Raw genomic sequence first — 17,214 nt, 5'->3', positions numbered from 1 at the left:
CTGTCTCTCAGAGTTGTCTTCTCACAACCACACAACCCGACCAAACCCCCCCGGCCCCCCCCCCCCCTGCGTGTCTTCTGGCGCTCCGGGCGGGGGGGCGGTCGCCGATCGGCGACCGCCCCTCAACTGTGCGCCGGACGCTCAGGATTCGCCGTCGGCCCGCTTGCGGATGTGCAGCTGCCGGGCGGCCTCGGCGGTCGAGCCGGAGACGGACGGGTAGACGGTGAAGGCGCTGGCCACCTGTTCGACCGTCAGATTGGCGTCCACCGCGAGCGAGATCGGGTGGATCAGCTCGCTGGCACGCGGGGCGACGACCACACCGCCGACCACGATGCCGGTGCCCGGACGGCAGAACAGCTTCACGAAGCCGTCCCGGATGCCCTGCATCTTCGCCCGCGGGTTGCCGCGCAGCGGGAGCTTGACCACGACGGCGTCCATCTTGCCGCACTCCACGTCGGCCGCGGTGTAGCCGACGGTGGCGATCTCCGGGTCGGTGAAGACGTTGGAGGCCACGGTCTTGAGGTTCAGCGGCTGCACCGCGTCACCGAGCGCGTGGTACATGGCGATCCGGCCCTGCATGGCCGCCACCGAGGCGAGCATGAAGACGCCGGTGCAGTCGCCGGCCGCGTAGACGCCGGGCGCGGTGGTGCGGGAGACCCGGTCGACCTGGATCTGGCCCCAGTCGTTGAGCTTGACCCCGGCCTCCTCCAGGCCCATCTCGGCGGTGTTGGGGATCGAGCCGACCGCCATCAGGCAGTGCGAGCCCTCGATCACCTTGCCGTCGGCCAGGGTCACCTCGACCCGGTCGCCGATCCGCTTGACGCTCTCGGCCCGCGAACGGCCCATCACGTTCATGCCGCGGCGGCGGAAGACGTCCTCCAGCACCTCGGCGGCGTCGGGGTCCTCGCCCGGCAGCACGCGGTCGCGGCTGGAGACCAGGGTGACCTTGGAGCCGAGCGCCTGGTACGCACCGGCGAACTCCGCGCCGGTCACACCGGAGCCGACCACGATCAGCTCGCGGGGCAGCTCCTCCAGGTCGTACACCTGGGTCCAGGTCAGGATCCGCTCGCCGTCCGGCTGGGCGTCCGGCAGCTCGCGCGGGTGGGCGCCGGTGGCGATCAGCACGGCGTCGGCGCGCAGCGAGTGCACGGTGCCGTCGGGCGCGTCCACCAGGACCTCGCGGGAGCCGTCCACGGCCTGCCCGCCGGTGCCGAGCCGGCCGCGGCCGCGCAGCACGGTGACGCCGGCCCGGGTGACGGACTGGGTGATGTCGTGGGACTGCGCGATCGCCAGGCGCTTCACACGGCGGTTGACCTTGCCCAGGTCCACGCCGACGACCCTGGCGGCCTGCTCGTTGGGGGGCGTGTCGTCGGCGACGATGATGCCGAGTTCCTCGTACGAGCTGTCGAAGGTGGTCATCACCTCCGCGGTCGCGATCAGTGTCTTCGACGGAACGCAGTCCGTGAGCACCGCCGATCCGCCCAGACCGTCGCGGTCGACGACGGTCACCTCCGCGCCGAGCTGTGCGGCGACCAGAGCCGCCTCGTAGCCGCCGGGTCCGCCACCGATGATCACGATCCGAGTCACGCTCACCATTGTCCCGCACGCCGGGAGCGCCGCCACGCCGGGGTCCGGGCTTCCGTACCTTCGTCCAGTAGCCCGGTCCGGGCGCCGCCCCGGCTACGCTGGCCCCCATGCCCCTTTACGCCGCGTATGCCACCAACCTCGATGCCCGGCAGATGACCCGCCGAGCCCCGCACTCCCCGCTGCGCGGCACGGGGTGGCTGGACGGCTGGCGGCTCACCTTCGGCGGCGAGCAGCTCGGTTGGGAGGGCTCGCTGGCCACCGTCGTCGAGGACGAGAAGGACCAGGTCTTCGTCTCGCTGTACGACGTCTCGCCGATGGACGAGGACGGCCTGGACCGCTGGGAGGGCGTCCAGCTCGGCATCTACCGCAAGATCAAGCTGCGCGCGCAGACCCTGGACGGCTCCATCCCGGTCTGGACGTACGTGCTCAACGACTACGAGGGCGGACTGCCCGCGGCCCGCTACCTCGGCCTGATCGCCGACGCCGCCGAGAGCGCCGGCGCCCCGCACGACTACGTCATGGACCTGCGCCGCCGCCCCTGTTAGAGCCGCGGTCGAGGGCCCGAAGAGGGGTCCCACAGAACTGCTGGGGGTCCGTCAGGGCTTCGCGCCCCAGCTGCGCACGGTCTCGGCCAGCACCCCGGCCACCGCCGCGCGGCGGGCCGGCTCGGTGCGCAGCCCGTTACCCAGCTCGACGTGCAGCCACGGCACCCCGACGCCGGACGCGGACCGGCCCTCGACATTGGTGGTGCCCTCCAGCTGCCCGCACTTGTCCCGCCAGGCCCGGCAGACCGCGTACCCGGCCCGGCCCAGCCCGGCGGCGGTGAGCTCGGCGGCCGGTCCGGCCTGCCCGGCGCCGCTGGAGACCACCGCGTCCTGGCCGGGCAGGCTGCCCTCGTCGAAGCCGTGCACCTGGATGCCGGGCAGCCCGCGGCCGGTGAGCGCCTCGACCACGGCGGCGAAGACGGTGTCGGAGCGGTGCGCGACGTCCGAGGAGCCGTCCGCCCCGGCCCGGCGGTGCGCCCCGGCGAGCACCAGCACGCCGCCCGGCGCGGCCCGGAACAGCTCCACGCCGAGCGCCTCGGTCCGGGCGTCCGACACCGGGTGGGGCACCTGCACCGTCCAGTTCGGCCGGGCCGAGAGGTCCAGGTAGATCCGGCCCCAGCCGCGGGTCCCGTCCGCGGTGCCGTCGGCGATCTCGGCCACCCGGCGGCCGGTCGCGGCCTCGGTGAACTCGGTGAGCCGGTAGCCGACCCGGGCCAGCGCCCGGCCGGCCTGCTCGGACTGGCCGTCCAGCTCGCCGAGCACGCCGTCGGCCACCGCGCGGCGCTGTGCCGCGTCCGGCGCGGTGTACGGACCGTCCGAGGTGAACTCGGCGGTGTACTCGTCCACCCGGGCCGCCAGGTCGACCGGCGCCGGGCCGGAGGGCCCCGACCGGACCGCCCGCGGCTGCCCGGCCTCGCCGCGCGCGGCGAGGGTCAGCACCCCCGCGAGCACCGCCAGTACCAGCAGCACTGCCGCCGGCAGCAGCAGTGAGCGTCGCGAACCCCGAGTCTCCATGGCGGACGAACCTACCGTGCCCGCCACCGCGGCCATGATCCACGCCGGGACCGGCCGGATCGACACCCAAGCGGCACCGGATCGACACCGATACGTGACAGGTTTCGGTGAACCGCTTCGTACGCTGGTTCGGCTTGACCTGTTCTTGATCATTGCTTGACCGGGAAGGCCTGCCGCCGCCTCCCGGAGCCGGCACGGCGAGCCGGAGGAGAACGAGGCCCCTCGTGAGCACGGCACCCAACCCGCCGCGGCAGCACCGCTACCGCCGCCGGGCCGACATGCCGCTGCTCGGGGGCATCCGCCCGCCCATCGTGCTGCTGCTGGTCCTGCTGCTCGCGGTCGCCGCGATCACCGCCCTGGCCGTCGGCGGACTGCGCGTCGACGACACCCCGCAGGCCGTCCGCGAGTCCCACCAGTACGCCGCCGAGGACACCGCCGCCTCGCTGCGGGCCGGACTGCACGAGAGCGCCACCGACCTGCACCGGGCCGCCACCCGGTACGAGAGCACGCCCGCCGAGCCCGCGGCCGTGCTGACCGCGCTCGGCCAGGCGTACCACAAGTGGCGCGGCACGGTGGTGGTCCGCCCCGACACCGGCCGGCTGCTGGCCGCCCGCGGCGAGACCGTCCCACTGGCCGGCCTGGACCTCACCAAGGTCACCGACACGGCGCCCGCGCCCGTCCTGGTGCCCTCCACCGCCGGCACCCGGTTGCTCACCTTCGCGCTGGTCGCCACCAAGGCCGACGGACGCGCCCTGCTGGTCGCCTCCGACAACCTGCGGCTGCCCGGCATCGCCACCCGCAAGGAACAGACCATCCAGGTCCTCGACGCCGGCGGCGCCGTCCTGGACACCACCGGCGCGGCGCTCACCGCGGACGGCGACCGCAAGCTGGTCACCGCCGCCCGCGAGCGCGCCGCCCGCCGGCACCCGGCCCCCGGCGAGACGGTCTCCGGCAGCCTGGCCGGCAGCCCGGACGCCAAGGGCGAGCGCCGGGTCGCCGGCTGGGCCGCCGTCGCCACCCCCGACGGGCACGACCCGGCCACCCCGCTCGGCCTGACCGTGGTGTCCACCAGCACCGTCGACGGCAAGCCCGGCAACCTGCGCCACCCCATGCTCGGCCTGGCCGCCGCCGGCGCCCTGATCGTCCTGGCCCTGCTGCTCGCCTGGTACCTGAACCGCAGCCTCCAGCGCCCGCTGCTGGGCCTGTTCCTGGAGTCCCGCCGGCTCACCCGCGGCGACCGGCTGGAGCAGCCGGTCCGCGGCCCGAAGCGGGGCGAGGCCGGCCGGATCGCCCGCGCCCTGGAGGAGCTGCGGCTCCAGCTCCTGGACCCGGCCCGCCCGCCGGCCGACGCCCCCGCCCGCGGGCGCCGCCCCGGCACCGCGCTGCCGCTCGCGCTCTGCGCCGTCCTGGTGCTCGGCTGGTCCGGCCCGCTGCTGTTCCTCGGCGGCAACGACCCGACCGTACGGGTGCCCACCCAGGTCGTGGCCGGTCAGCGCGACCGCACCGACACCGCCGCCGACCGGATCCGCCAGGCGCTCAACGAGGGCTACGCGGACCTGCGTTCGATCGCCCCCTCGCTCACCGAGGCGTCCGTCGGCAAGGCCGAGACCCAGCTGCGCGACACCCTCGCCGAGCACGACCGCTACCGCTCGCTCTACGTCCTCGGCGCGAACGGCGAACTCCTCGCCCACGCCGGCGAGACCCCGCACCGCACCGGTCCGCAGGCCCTCGGCCCGAGCGGCGTGCTGCTGCTCAACAGCTCCGGCAAGGAGCCCCGGATCGCCGCCCGCGCGGCCCTCACCGCCGCCCCGGCCGACGCCGAGACGGAGGGCGCACCCGAGCCCAAGGGCCCCGTCCTGGTCGGCGAGTTCAAGACCGACTTCCTCAGCGGCCTGCTGGTCCGCCCCGGCCTCGGCCGGGTCTGGCTGGTCGACGACCGGCAGCGGGTGCTCGCCGCCAACGAGGGCTACAGCTCCTTCGGCGAGCTGCCCGACGGCCGCGGCCGGACGATCCTCGACGGCGCCAAGAAGTCCGCCGCCGCCGACGTGCTCCGCGACGGCGGCGACCCGGCCCTGCTCGCCGCCGCCCCGCTCGGCGGCAACGGCAGCGTCGCCAAGCTCGGCTGGTCCGTCGTCACCGCCAACCCGGTGGCCTGGCTGCACCTCGACCAGAACCGGGCCGACCGGCGGGCGATCCTGGCCGGCATGCTCGGCCTGGCCGCCGCCGCGCTCTGCCTCGGCTGGCTGTACATCGCCGTCGGCCTGCCGCTGCGCCGCCTCGCCGCGAGCGCCGAGGCGCTGGCCGCCGGGGACCGCCGCACCGTGCTCTACCCCGTCCACCACGACGAGGTCGGCGCCGTCGCCCGCAGCCTGGAGCTGATCCGCCAGGAACTGGTGCGCGCCGAACTCGCCGAGCGCGCCGTCCGCCGCACCCCCGCAACCGCTCGCTGAGCCCCGCCCGAAGGACCTCCCGTGCTCTTCCTCTACGTCGTGCTGCTGGTGTGCTGCACCGTGCTGCTGGTGGCCGGCATCGTCGAGCAGCGCCGGCACTTCACCGCGCTGGAGCAGATCCCGACCCGGGTCCTGGTCAACGGCATCCGCGGCAAGAGCTCGATCACCCGCCTGTGCGCGGGCGCGCTGCGCGGCGGCGGGTTGGTGACGGTCGCCAAGACCACCGGCACCGCGGCCCGGTTCATCCACCCGGACGCCACCGAGGAGCCGGTCTACCGCAAGTTCGGCATCGCCAACGTGGTGGAGCAGATCGGCATCGTCCGCCGCGCCGCCACCTACCGGCCGGACGCCCTGGTGATCGAGTGCATGGCCGTCATGCCGGCGCTCCAGGAGGTCAACCAGACCAAGCTGATCCGTTCCACCATCGGCGTGCTGTGCAACGTCCGCGAGGACCACCTGGCCGAGATGGGCCCGACCCTGGACGACGTCGCGCGCTCGCTCTCCCGCTCGATGCCGGTCGGCGGGGTGTGCGTCACCGCCGAGCAGGAGCGCGCGCACATCCTGCGCGAGGAGGCGGCCAAGCGGGACTGCCGGCTGATCGTGGTGGACCCGGAGACGGTCACCGACGAGGAGCTGCGCGGGTTCAGCTGGTTCACCTTCAAGGAGAACGTGGCGATCGCCCTCGCCGTCGCCGAACTCCTCGGCGTGGAACGGCAGACCGCGCTGCAGGGCATGTGGGCGGCCCCGCCGGACCCGGGCGTGCTGTCGGTCGAGCGCTACCGCACGGCGGACGGCAAGCGGCTGCGCTTCGCCAACGTCTTCGCCGCCAACGACCCCGAGTCCACGCTGATGAACGTCCGCCAGCTGGAGGACCTCGGCGCGATCCACCGCCCGCTCAACGTGGTGATCAACTGCCGCCCGGACCGGGTCGAGCGCAACGGCCAGATGGGCCAGATCGTCCCGGACCTCGACCCGGACACGGTCTTCCTGATCGGCCACCCCACCAAGAGCGCCCGCGACGGGATCCCGGCCGGCTGGTCGGGCCGCGTCGTCGACCTCGGCGGCGACAAGCGGGACCCGGAGCGGCTCACCGCCGAGCTGCTGGCCGAACTCGGGCCGGACTCCTCGCTGGTGGCGGTCGGCAACATCCACGGCCAGGGCGAGCTGTTCCTGGAGGAGCTCGCCCGGCTCGACGCCGACGCGGCCCCGGACGGGCCGGAGACCCCGGAGTACGCGTACCACGAGCCCGAACCGCTCTACCCGGAGCCGGACTACCCCGAGCCCGCGTACGAGGCCGACCCGTACCCGTACCCGTACCCGTACCAGCACCAGCACCACTACCAGGGCCAGTACGCCGACCCGGAGCCGTACGGCGACCCGGCCACGTACGCCGACCGGCACGCCTACCCGGCCCGGGCCCCGCGCACCGAGTCGGTCTACCGCCCCGAACCGCTCCCCGACTCCTGGTACGACACCCACCACCGCACCACCGCCCCCTACGGAGACCAGCAGTGATCCCCACCGAGCTCACCCCCGAGATCGCCGCCATCGGCATCGCGCTCGGCCTGGTCTTCTCCCTGGTCTGCTACCTGACCACCAACCTCTCCCCCGGCGGCATGATCACCCCCGGCTGGCTGGCCCTCACCCTGGTCGAGTCCCTCCAGCGGGTGGCCATCGTGATCGGCGTGACGGTGCTGACCTACCTCGCCATCCGGGTCGTCCAGAAGCTGGTGATCCTTTACGGCAAGCGGCTGTTCGCCGCCGTGGTGCTGATCGGCGTGCTGCTGCAGGCCACCGTGATGCTGGTCCTGCAGCGCGAGCTGCCCACCCTGTACGCCAACCAGACGCTCGGCTTCATCGTCCCCGGCCTGATCGCCTACCAGCTGGTCCGCCAGCCCCGGGCGGCCACCCTGATGGCCACCAGCACGGTGACGCTCGCCAACTACGTCGTCCTCACCGCCGGCGTCCTGCTCGGCGCCCTGCCCGGCACCTGATCCTGACGGGAACCCCCATGCCAGTGACCCGCAAGTCCCTGCTCAGCGGCGGCCTCGCCGTGACGCTGCTGGCCGCCAGCGGCTACCTCACCGTCCAGTTGCGGGACCGCGACCGGCAGCCGGCGGCCGGCAGCAACGCGCCGCTGATCACCGCCGCCGTGCCGTCCCCCACCGTGGACGCCGGCACCGCCAGGGCCGCCGCCCCCGCCCAGTACCGCTACGAGCGGCTGGCCGGCCCGGACCGCACGGTGGTCCGGGACGCCCGCGGCGGCGTGGTCGCCACGCTGACCGACAGCGCCCGCACCGCCGTCCTGGCCGGCCCCAGCCGCACCTTCGCCGAGCCGGGCACCACCGCCGCGACCGTGGTGACGGACAGCTGGGTCCGCCTGATGCCGCAGGCCTGGAAGCAGGGTGCCGAGCAGGAGGCCTGGTTCCGCACCTGGTTCCAGCAGGCGCTCGGCTCCACCGCCGACGACGTCCTGGCCGCGGCCGGCCAGTACGTCGCCGGGGCGCCGGCCGAGAAGGACGCCAAGGGCGTGCGCTTCAAGGGCGACGCCTCCTTCGGCCCGCTCAACCCCAACGGTTCGGTCGGCAACGACCTGCGGCTGGAGCAGACCGACTTCTTCGACTACCTCGGTGTGCCGTACACGTTCGCCGACAAGGTCACCCGGCAGCCCGACAAGACCCGCTACGGCTCCTTCGACTGCTCGGGCTTCGTCCGGATGGTCTACGGCTACCGCTCCGGCTACCCGCTGCTCTCCAAGGACGCGGCCGGACCGGGCCTGCCGCGCACCGCCAACGGCCTGGCCCGGCTCGGCCCCGGTGTCCCGGTGATCCCGCTGACCACCGCCGCCGGTTCGGAGACCACCCTGCGCCCGGCCTCGATCGACCCGCTGCAACCCGGCGACCTGGTGTTCTTCGAGATCGACGCCCGCACCGGCGCCCGCCTCGACCACACCGGCATCTACCTGGGCCTGGACACCGACGGCCACCCCCGGTACATCTCCAGCCGGGAGGAGGCGGACGGCCCGACCTTCGGCGACAAGGGCGGCACGGCACGGCTGGACGACAACGGCATGTACGCGAAGGGGCTGCGCAGCGCGAAGCGGCTCTGATCGGCCGTGTGTGTGGAAATCGACAAGGGGCGTCACCCGGACAGCCCCACCCAGCTGTGCTTTCGGGTCAACCGGGTAACGATCCGGCATGCCGCGCCGGATTTTCTACGCGCGTAGTCGATTCCCGTCTATCCTCGGACCCGTGAACGCTTCTCCTCAGTCGGTCGTCTCCACCGACCCCTATGCCGCCGCCCAGGCCGCCGCCGAGCGCCTGCGCGAGCTGACCGGTGCCGAGCGGCACGACGTCGCCCTGGTGATGGGCTCCGGCTGGGTGCCGGCCGCCGACGCCCTGGGCGAGACCGTGGCCGAGTTCCCGGTCACCGACCTGCCCGGCTTCCCCGCGCCCGCCGTCGCCGGCCACGCCGGCAAGATCCGCTCGGTGAAGATCGGCGACAAGCGCGCCCTGATCTTCCTCGGCCGCAACCACTACTACGAGGGCCACGGCGTGGCCACCGTCGTCCACGGCGTGCGCACCGCCGCCGCGGCCGGCTGCGGCATCATCGTGCTGACCAACGGCTGCGGCGGCCTGCGCCAGGGCTGGACCCCGGGTCAGCCGGTCCTGATCAGCGACCACATCAACCTGACCGCGGACTCCCCGATCGTCGGCGCCAACTTCGTCGACCTGACGGACCTGTACTCCAAGCGCCTGCGCACGCTGTGCCGCGAGGTCGACCCGACGCTGGACGAGGCCGTCTACGTCCAGTTCCGCGGCCCGCACTACGAGACCCCGGCCGAGGTCAACATGGCCCGGGTGATCGGCGGCGAGCTGGTCGGCATGTCCACCACGCTGGAGGCCATCGCCGCCCGCGAGGCCGGCTCCGAGGTGCTCGGCATCTCCCTGGTCACCAACCTGGCCGCCGGCATGACCGGCGAGCCGCTCAACCACGAAGAGGTGCTGGAGGCCGGCAAGGCCTCCGCCGAGCGCATGGGCGAGCTGCTGGCGAAGGTCCTTGAGCGGATCTGACGCCCACCAGGCGCAGAATCATGAGTGACGGGGCCCGCAGGCGGTCGTGATCCGCTGATCACACCCGCCTGCGGGCCCCGTCCGCATGTGCACACCTCTTCTCCCTTCGCGCGGAACCATCCGGCCGACACACCGACGCACTTCCCGATGGAGCAGGCACTATGACGCAGGCACCCACCACCGACCTCCTCGCCCGGGCCCGGACCTGGCTGGCCGAGGACCCCGACCCGCAGACCCGCGAGGAACTCGGCGCGCTGCTGGCCCGCGCCGAGGGCCCGGAGGCCGAGTCGGACAGCAAGCTCGCCTGGGCGGAGCTGGCCGAGCGCTTCGCCGACCGCCTCCAGTTCGGCACCGCCGGCCTGCGCGGCGAACTCGGTGCCGGCCCGATGCGGATGAACCGCGCCGTGGTGATCCGGGCCGCCGCCGGCCTGGTCTCCTACGTCAAGCAGCAGGGCCTGGGCGACCTCGTCGTCATCGGCTACGACGCCCGCCACAAGTCGTACGACTTCGCCCGCGACACCGCCGCCGTGGTGGTCGGCGCCGGCCTGCGCGCCGCGCTGCTGCCGCGCCCGCTGCCGACCCCGGTCCTCGCGTTCGCCGTCCGCCACCTGGGCGCGGCCGCCGGCGTCACCGTCACGGCCAGCCACAACCCGCCGCAGGACAACGGCTACAAGGTCTACCTGGGCGACGGCTCGCAGATCGTGCCGCCGGCCGACGCCGGGATCGCCGCCGAGATCGACGCGATCGGCTCGCTGGACGACGTCCCGCGCGCCGAGGACGGCTGGGAGGTGCTCGGCGAGGACGTCGTCGAGGCCTACCTGGCCCGCGCCGTGTCCATCGTGGACCCGCACAGCCCGCGCGATCTGGACGTCGTCTACACCCCGATGCACGGCGTCGGCCGCGACACCCTGGTCGCCGCCTTCCGGCAGGCCGGCTTCCCCGCGCCCACCGTCGTCGCCGAGCAGGCCGAGCCCGACCCGGACTTCCCGACCGTGGTCTTCCCCAACCCGGAGGAGCCGGGGGCGATGGACCTCGCCTTCCGCACCGCCGCCTCGGTCGGCCCGGACATCGTGATCGCCAACGACCCGGACGCCGACCGCTGCGCGGTGGCCGTGCCCACCAACGGCAACGCGGCCGGCAGCGGCAGCGACGCCGTCGGCTGGCGGATGCTGCGCGGCGACGAGGTCGGCGCGCTGCTCGGCTCGGCCCTGGTCGCGAAGAAGGCCGAGGGCACCTTCGCCACCACCATCGTCTCCGCCACGCTGCTCGGCCGGATCGCCGAGGCGGCGGGTCTGGGCTACGCCGAGACGCTGACCGGCTTCAAGTGGATCTCCCGCGCCGAGGGCCTGCGCTACGGCTACGAGGAGGCGCTCGGCTACTGCGTCGACCCGCAGGGCGTCCGCGACAAGGACGGCATCACCGCCGCCCTGCTGGTCGCCGAGCTCGCCGCCACCCTCAAGAAGTCCGGCCGCACCCTGTCCGACCTGCTGGACGACCTGGCGCTGGAGCACGGCCTGCACGCCACCGACCAGCTGTCCGTGCGGGTCCAGGACCTCTCGCTGATCGCCGACGCCATGCGCCGCCTGCGCGAGCAGCCGCCGACCGTCCTGGCCGGCCTGACCGTCACCCGCGCCGACGACCTCGCGGCCGGCTCGGCCGAGCTGCCGCCCACCGACGGCCTGCGCTACTACCTGGCGGGCGAGGCCGTCCGCTCGGCCCGCATCGTGGTCCGCCCCTCCGGCACCGAGCCCAAGATCAAGTGCTACCTGGAGGTCGTCCTCCCGGTCGGCTCGGCCGCCGACCTCGCCGCCACCCGGGAGCGCGCCGCCGGCCTGCTCGCCGGCATCAAGCAGGACCTCGCCGCAGCCGCCGGCATCTGATCGCGGCACACGCGAACGGGCCCACCGGTCGACCGACCGGCGGGCCCGTCGTCGTACGGGGGTGCGGGCTCTGGCCGCTCGGGGGTGCGGGCTCAGGCCGCGATGACCGCGACCAGCGCCACCAGGCCGACCAGGGCGGGGGCGATCACCCACCAGCACCAGCGCACCTCGATCGGGCCGGCGGCCTCGGGCCGGCGGGCGTTGCGCTCGGCCATCTGGGTCAGCACGTCGGTCACCTGGTCGGACCAGGCGCGGGTGGGGTCCGGGGAGCCCTGGACGACCGGGTTGGTCCGGCTCGCGAGGCCCATCCCCAGTCCGGTCCGGGAGGCGTGCTCGGCGTTGCTGCGGCTCTGGGCGCGGTTCGCGCGCTTGCGCTGGCGCAGCGACACCGGCACCGCCCAGACCTGGTACTTCTTGTCGCCCGCGAGCAGTTCGACCGAGTACCCGGCGCGCAGCGCGTCCACCGAGGCCCACGGCGCGGTGATGGTCCGCCACGGGTTGCGCACCACCAGCCGGCTGCTCGACGCGCGCACCACCGGGCGCAGCGTGTAGGCGATCACCGGGAAGGCGAACACCGGGAGGGCGGCGAGGGCGACGTACGGGGTCTTCCCGGTACCGGTCACCGCCGCGTCGCCGATCAGCCAGGTGGCGAGGGCGAGCAGGAACACGCCGGAGATCACGCCGGGGACGGAGCGGTACACGCGGTCCGCGTACTCGGGTTCCCCGTCGGGGGCGGCCGGGCCCCGGTGGGGCGTACCGTCGGAATCGGTCATGGCGTCGATTCTGCCCCATGCCCCGTGCGCCGAGGTCTCGGTCCGGCCACGAAAGGTGGCCGCTCTGGCGCACTACTACGCGCGTAGATATGCTGGTCTGGTGACTATGTCCACTGTTGCAGCCAATGCCCTCGGCGTTGCGGGCAGCGGCCTTCAGGACGTTGCGGCGTCCGAGGCCTCGCTCCGCCGCTTTCTGCACGGCCTGCCCGGCGTCGACCAGGTCGGCCTGGAGGCGCGTGCCGCCACCCTCGGTACCCGCTCGATCAAGACCACGGCGAAGGCGTACGCCATCGACCTGGCGATCTCCATGATCGACCTGACCACGCTGGAAGGCGCGGACACGGTCGGCAAGGTGCGCGCGCTGTGCGCGAAGGGCAGGACCCCCGACCCGACCGACCCGAGCACCCCGCGCGTCGCCGCCATCTGTGTCTACCCGGACATGGTCGCCACCGCGAAGGACGCCCTGCGGGGCACCGACATCCAGGTCGCCTCGGTGGCCACCGCCTTCCCGGCCGGCCGTGCCGCCCTCCCGGTCAAGCTCGCCGACACCGCCGACGCGGTCGCCGCGGGCGCCGACGAGATCGACATGGTGATCGACCGCGGCGCCTTCCTCTCGGGCCGCTACTTCGACGTCTACAACGAGATCGTCGCCGTCAAGGAGGCGTGCAAGCGCGCCGACGGCAGCTACGCCCACCTCAAGGTGATCTTCGAGACCGGCGAGCTGCAGACCTACGACAACGTCCGCCGGGTGTCCTGGCTGGCGATGCTGGCCGGCGCCGACTTCATCAAGACCTCCACCGGCAAGGTCGCCGTCAACGCGACCCCGCCGGTCACCCTGCTGATGCTGGAGGCGGTCCGCGACTTCCGCGCGGCCACCGGCGTCCAGGTCGGCGTGAAGCCCGCGGGCGGCATCAAGACCACCAAGGACGCCATGAAGTACCTGGTGATGGTCAACGAGACGCTCGGCGACGACTGGCTGACCCCGCACTGGTTCCGCTTCGGCGCCTCCAGCCTGCTCAACGACCTGCTGATGCAGCGCCAGAAGCTGGCCACCGGCCGCTACTCCGGCCCCGACTACGTGACGGTGGACTGATCACCATGGCCAAGAAGAAGAACATCGAGGAGCCCACGGCCAAGCCCGCCGGCGGCCTCTTCACGTACGCTCCGGCCCCCGAGTCCCCCGCCGCCGCGGGCGACATCGCCACCTCCTACGGCCACTTCATCGGCGGCGAGTTCGTCGACTCCTCCGGCAGCGAGGCCCTGAAGACCGTCAACCCGGCCACCGAGCAGGTGCTCGCCGAGTTCGCCCAGGGCACCGACGAGGACGTGGACCGCGCGGTCGCCGCCGCCCGCAAGGCCTTCGCCGACTGGTCGGCGCTGCCGGGCAGCGAGCGCGCCAAGTACCTCTTCCGGATCGCCCGGATCATCCAGGAGCGCGGCCGCGAGCTGGCCGTGCTGGAGTCGATCGACAACGGCAAGCCGATCCGCGAGACCCGCGACTTCGACATCCCGACCGTCGCCGCCTGGTTCTTCTACTACGCGGGCTGGGCGGACAAGCTGGACTACGCGGGCTTCGGCCGCAACCCGCGCCCGCTGGGCGTGGCCGGTCAGGTCATCCCGTGGAACTTCCCGCTGATGATGCTGGCCTGGAAGATCGCGCCCGCGCTGGCGACCGGCAACACGGTCGTCCTGAAGCCGGCCGAGACCACCCCGCTGACCGCGCTGCGCTTCGCCGAGATCTGCCGCCAGGCCGGTCTGCCGAAGGGCGTCGTCAACATCGTCACCGGTGACGGCCGCACCGGCGCCGCGCTGACCGCCCACCCGGACGTCAACAAGGTCGCCTTCACCGGCTCCACCCCGGTCGGCCGGGCGATCGCCAAGCAGCTGGCCGGCAGCCGCAAGAAGCTGTCGCTGGAGCTGGGCGGCAAGGCCGCCAACATCGTCTTCGACGACGCGCCGATCGACCAGGCGGTCGAGGGCATCGTCAACGGCATCTTCTTCAACCAGGGCCACGTCTGCTGCGCGGGCTCGCGCCTGCTGGTCCAGGAGTCGATCCAGGACGAGCTGCTGGACGCCCTGAAGCGCCGGATGTCCACCCTGCGGGTCGGCGACCCGCTGGACAAGAACACCGACATCGGCGCCATCAACTCGGCCGCGCAGCTGGCCCGGATCACCGAGCTGACCGACGCCGGCGAGGCCGAGGGCGCGGACCGCTGGTCCCCCGAGTGCGAACTCCCGGGCAACGGCTTCTGGTTCAAGCCGACCATCTTCACCGGCGTCAGCCAGGCCCACCGGATCGCCCAGGAGGAGATCTTCGGCCCGGTCCTGTCGGTGCTGTCCTTCCGCACCCCCGACGAGGCGGTCGCGAAGGCCAACAACACCCCGTTCGGCCTCTCCGCCGGCATCTGGACGGAGAAGGGCTCGCGCATCCTCTGGACGGCGAACCGGCTCAAGGCCGGCGTGGTCTGGGCCAACACCTTCAACAAGTTCGACCCGACCTCGCCGTTCGGCGGCTACAAGGAGTCGGGCTACGGCCGCGAGGGTGGCCGCCACGGTCTGGAGCCCTACCTGAATGTCGAGGCCTGAGATGTCTGACACGACCTTCGCGCGTCTTGACGTCCTCAAGACCTACAAGCTGTACGTCGGCGGGAAGTTCCCGCGGTCCGAGAGCGGGCGGGTGTACGAGGTGACGGACTCGAAGGGCGACTGGCTCGCCAACGCCCCGCTGGGCACCCGCAAGGACACCCGGGACGCCGTCCTGGCCGCCCGTGCCGCGGTCAAGGGCTGGGCCGGCACCACCGCGTACAACCGCGGCCAGGTGCTGTACCGGGTGGCCGAGATGCTGCAGGGCCGCCGCGAGCAGTTCGCCGCCGAGGTCGCCCTCTCCGAGGGCATCGGCCCGAAGAAGGCCGCCGCGCTGGTGGACGCCGCGATCGACCGCTGGGTCTGGTACGCGGGCTGGACCGACAAGGTCGCCCAGATCTCGGGCGGCGCCAACCCGGTCGCCGGTCCGTACTTCAACCTGTCGACCCCGGAGCCGACCGGCGTGGTCGGGATCGTCGCGCCGCAGGCCGGCTACGGGCACTCGCTGCTCGGCCTGGTCTCGGTGATCGCCCCGGCGATCGCCACCGGCAACACGGTCGTGGTCGCGGCCGCCGCGGACGCCCCGCTGCCCGCGCTGTCGCTGGGCGAGGTGCTCGCCACCTCGGACGTCCCGGGCGGCGTGGTCAACATCATCTCGGGCCGGACCGCCGACATCGCCCCGACCCTGGCCTCGCACCAGGACGTCAACGCGCTGGACCTCACCGGGGCCATCGCCTCCGACGGCCCCGGCGCGGCGCAGGCGCTGGAAGCGTCCGCCGCGGATACCCTGAAGCGGGTGGTCCGTCCGGAGCTGGACCCGTTCGCCCAGGACTGGACCAATGCGCCCGGTACGGAGCGGCTACTCTCCTTCCTGGAGACGAAGACGGTCTGGCACCCGATGGGTATCTGACCCACCCCGCCCCTCGGGGCGACAACTCCACAGACTGGCCGTCCCCAGTGCCCTCTCCCCCCCAGGGCCCGGACGGTCATTGGACGGACCCGCGCCTCTCCCCCCCCTGGCGCGGGTCCGTCGGTGTTCCGGCACCCCTCCGCCGCCGTTCCGTCGACTTTCGTCACCCGCGCCGCCGACTTTCGGCGCTCCCGCGCACCCGTCCGGTCCGGCGAGGATCGCGGTGACGGGGCGATCGAGGGGGCGCATGGGCGAGTTCATCGGCGAGCTGACGGCACTGTTCGCGGACGGCCTGTACCGCAGGTACCACGTGGCCCGCACCACGCGCCGGCTCGCCGCCGGGCGGCCCGTCCGGGTGCCCTGCTCGGCGCGCACCGGCCGACGGACCGAGTACGTCAACGGCACCCTGCACCTCACGCCCGGGGCCGACACCGCGGCCTTCGTCCCGCGCGGCGCCGACCGGCTCGAACTGCCCACCGGGGGAACCTTCCACGAGCCCGAGCCCGACACCTGGCACAGCCAGGACTGGGCCGCCACCGCCTATCTGCCGCCCGGTGCCGAGGATCCGGTCCACCTCCAGGTCGACAGCCGCTACCTGCCGGTGGTCCACGTCGCCCTCGCCGGCCCGAAGTCGCAGCAGAAGGTCTGAACCGACCGGTTTCGGCAACGGGCCGGGATGCGTCAGACTGGTGTCCCGTGAGTGACTCCCCCATGAACCCCGCACCGGCCGCGCATGCCCGGGTGATCCTGCTCTCCGGACCCTCCGGGTCGGGGAAGTCCTCGCTCGCCGAGCGCAGCGGACTGCCCGTGCTCCAGCTCGACGACTTCTACAAGGACGGGGACGACCCCACGCTGCCGCGGCTGCCGGACGGCGCCGTCGACTGGGACTCCCCGCTGGCCTGGCACCGCGGCCAGGCCGTCGCCGCCATCCGCGCCCTGTACGAGCGCGGCCGCACGGACGTCCCGGTGTACTCGATCCCGGACAACGGCCGGGTCGGCACCCGCACCCTGGACCTGGACGGCGCCGGCGCGTTCATCGCGGAGGGCATCTTCGCCGCCGAGATCACCACCGAGTGCGCCGAGGAGGGCCTGCTCGGCGACGCCCTGTGCCTGCGCAACGGCGCGCTCACCACGGCCTGGCGCCGGCTGCGCCGGGACGTCCGGGAGGGCCGCAAGTCGCTGCCGGTGCTGCTGCGCCGCGGCTTCCGGCTGATGCGGGCCGAGCGGTCCATCGTCGGACGGCAGGTCGCCCTCGGCTCGTACGCCTGCGCCGGACCGGAGGCCGAGCGGCGGATCCGCACCGCGGCCCGGCCGGCCGAGCTCTCCGCCGCCTGAGCCGGCCCGCAGCCGCCGCGGCGGCACGGACAGCACGACGACGGGCCCGGTGCGTCTCCCCCGC

At 73.5% G+C, this 17,214-nt stretch carries 15 protein-coding genes; 12 read left to right on the top strand and 3 right to left on the bottom strand.

All coding sequences use genetic code 11. From position 1 onward, the window contains the following. Window positions 1–141: 141 nt before the first annotated feature. Window positions 142–1,596, bottom strand: a complete 1,455-nt coding sequence (locus ABT048_RS05755; protein ID WP_350520019.1) for an NAD(P)H-quinone dehydrogenase — start codon at window positions 1,594–1,596, stop codon at window positions 142–144. 98 nt (window positions 1,597–1,694) lie between these two features. Here ABT048_RS05755 and ABT048_RS05750 point away from each other — a divergent pair, with 98 nt between their 5' ends. Then, window positions 1,695–2,132, top strand: a complete 438-nt coding sequence (locus ABT048_RS05750; RefSeq protein ID WP_189916169.1) for a gamma-glutamylcyclotransferase family protein — start codon at window positions 1,695–1,697, stop codon at window positions 2,130–2,132. A gap of 51 nt (window positions 2,133–2,183) precedes the next feature. Here the strand turns inward: ABT048_RS05750 and ABT048_RS05745 are convergent, their stop codons facing one another. Next, complete coding sequence (locus tag ABT048_RS05745; protein WP_350520018.1) at window positions 2,184–3,146, bottom strand: hypothetical protein; 963 nt, start codon at window positions 3,144–3,146, stop codon at window positions 2,184–2,186. Window positions 3,147–3,370: 224 nt separating this feature from the next. Here ABT048_RS05745 and ABT048_RS05740 point away from each other — a divergent pair, with 224 nt between their 5' ends. The 6 genes from ABT048_RS05740 to ABT048_RS05715 all read left to right on the top strand — a co-directional run bounded on the left by ABT048_RS05740 (window position 3,371) and on the right by ABT048_RS05715 (window position 11,549). Next, complete coding sequence (locus tag ABT048_RS05740; RefSeq protein WP_350520017.1) at window positions 3,371–5,596, top strand: HAMP domain-containing protein; 2,226 nt, start codon at window positions 3,371–3,373, stop codon at window positions 5,594–5,596. Between the two features lie 21 nt (window positions 5,597–5,617). After that, window positions 5,618–7,111, top strand: a complete 1,494-nt coding sequence (gene pgsB / locus ABT048_RS05735; RefSeq protein ID WP_350520016.1) for a poly-gamma-glutamate synthase PgsB — start codon at window positions 5,618–5,620, stop codon at window positions 7,109–7,111. After that, window positions 7,108–7,590: a poly-gamma-glutamate biosynthesis protein PgsC/CapC gene (locus ABT048_RS05730; protein WP_189916166.1), complete on the top strand. Its 483-nt coding sequence runs from the start codon at window positions 7,108–7,110 to the stop codon at window positions 7,588–7,590. The genes pgsB and ABT048_RS05730 overlap by 4 nt, the downstream gene beginning before the upstream one ends. A gap of 17 nt (window positions 7,591–7,607) precedes the next feature. After that, window positions 7,608–8,705 (top strand): C40 family peptidase, encoded by a 1,098-nt coding sequence (locus ABT048_RS05725; protein ID WP_350520015.1) that lies wholly within the window; start codon window positions 7,608–7,610, stop codon window positions 8,703–8,705. A gap of 142 nt (window positions 8,706–8,847) precedes the next feature. After that, window positions 8,848–9,669: a purine-nucleoside phosphorylase gene (locus ABT048_RS05720; RefSeq protein WP_350520014.1), complete on the top strand. Its 822-nt coding sequence runs from the start codon at window positions 8,848–8,850 to the stop codon at window positions 9,667–9,669. A gap of 161 nt (window positions 9,670–9,830) precedes the next feature. Further along, window positions 9,831–11,549, top strand: a complete 1,719-nt coding sequence (locus tag ABT048_RS05715; protein WP_350520013.1) for a phospho-sugar mutase — start codon at window positions 9,831–9,833, stop codon at window positions 11,547–11,549. A gap of 92 nt (window positions 11,550–11,641) precedes the next feature. Here ABT048_RS05715 and ABT048_RS05710 read toward each other — a convergent pair whose 3' ends face one another. Next, window positions 11,642–12,322, bottom strand: a complete 681-nt coding sequence (locus ABT048_RS05710; RefSeq protein WP_350520012.1) for a PH domain-containing protein — start codon at window positions 12,320–12,322, stop codon at window positions 11,642–11,644. Between the two features lie 106 nt (window positions 12,323–12,428). Here ABT048_RS05710 and deoC point away from each other — a divergent pair, with 106 nt between their 5' ends. The 5 genes from deoC to ABT048_RS05685 all read left to right on the top strand — a co-directional run bounded on the left by deoC (window position 12,429) and on the right by ABT048_RS05685 (window position 17,150). Continuing rightward, complete coding sequence (gene deoC / locus ABT048_RS05705; RefSeq protein WP_350520098.1) at window positions 12,429–13,415, top strand: deoxyribose-phosphate aldolase; 987 nt, start codon at window positions 12,429–12,431, stop codon at window positions 13,413–13,415. A 5-nt stretch (window positions 13,416–13,420) separates the two neighbouring features. Next, window positions 13,421–14,908, top strand: coding sequence for an aldehyde dehydrogenase family protein (locus ABT048_RS05700; RefSeq protein WP_350520011.1), 1,488 nt, complete (start codon window positions 13,421–13,423; stop codon window positions 14,906–14,908). Between the two features lies 1 nt (window position 14,909). Then, window positions 14,910–15,815, top strand: a complete 906-nt coding sequence (locus ABT048_RS05695) for an aldehyde dehydrogenase family protein (protein ID WP_350520010.1) — start codon at window positions 14,910–14,912, stop codon at window positions 15,813–15,815. A gap of 247 nt (window positions 15,816–16,062) precedes the next feature. Then, window positions 16,063–16,464: a hypothetical protein gene (locus ABT048_RS05690; RefSeq protein WP_350520009.1), complete on the top strand. Its 402-nt coding sequence runs from the start codon at window positions 16,063–16,065 to the stop codon at window positions 16,462–16,464. Between the two features lie 62 nt (window positions 16,465–16,526). Beyond that, window positions 16,527–17,150 (top strand): ATP-binding protein, encoded by a 624-nt coding sequence (locus ABT048_RS05685; RefSeq protein ID WP_350520097.1) that lies wholly within the window; start codon window positions 16,527–16,529, stop codon window positions 17,148–17,150. Window positions 17,151–17,214 lie beyond the last annotated feature (64 nt).

It is taken from the genome of Kitasatospora sp. NPDC096140, from assembly GCF_040303045.1.
Classification (GTDB): Bacteria; Actinomycetota; Actinomycetes; order Streptomycetales; family Streptomycetaceae; genus Kitasatospora.
Note: the sequence above shows the minus strand (reverse complement) of the source record. Positions and strands in the feature narration are given on the sequence as shown.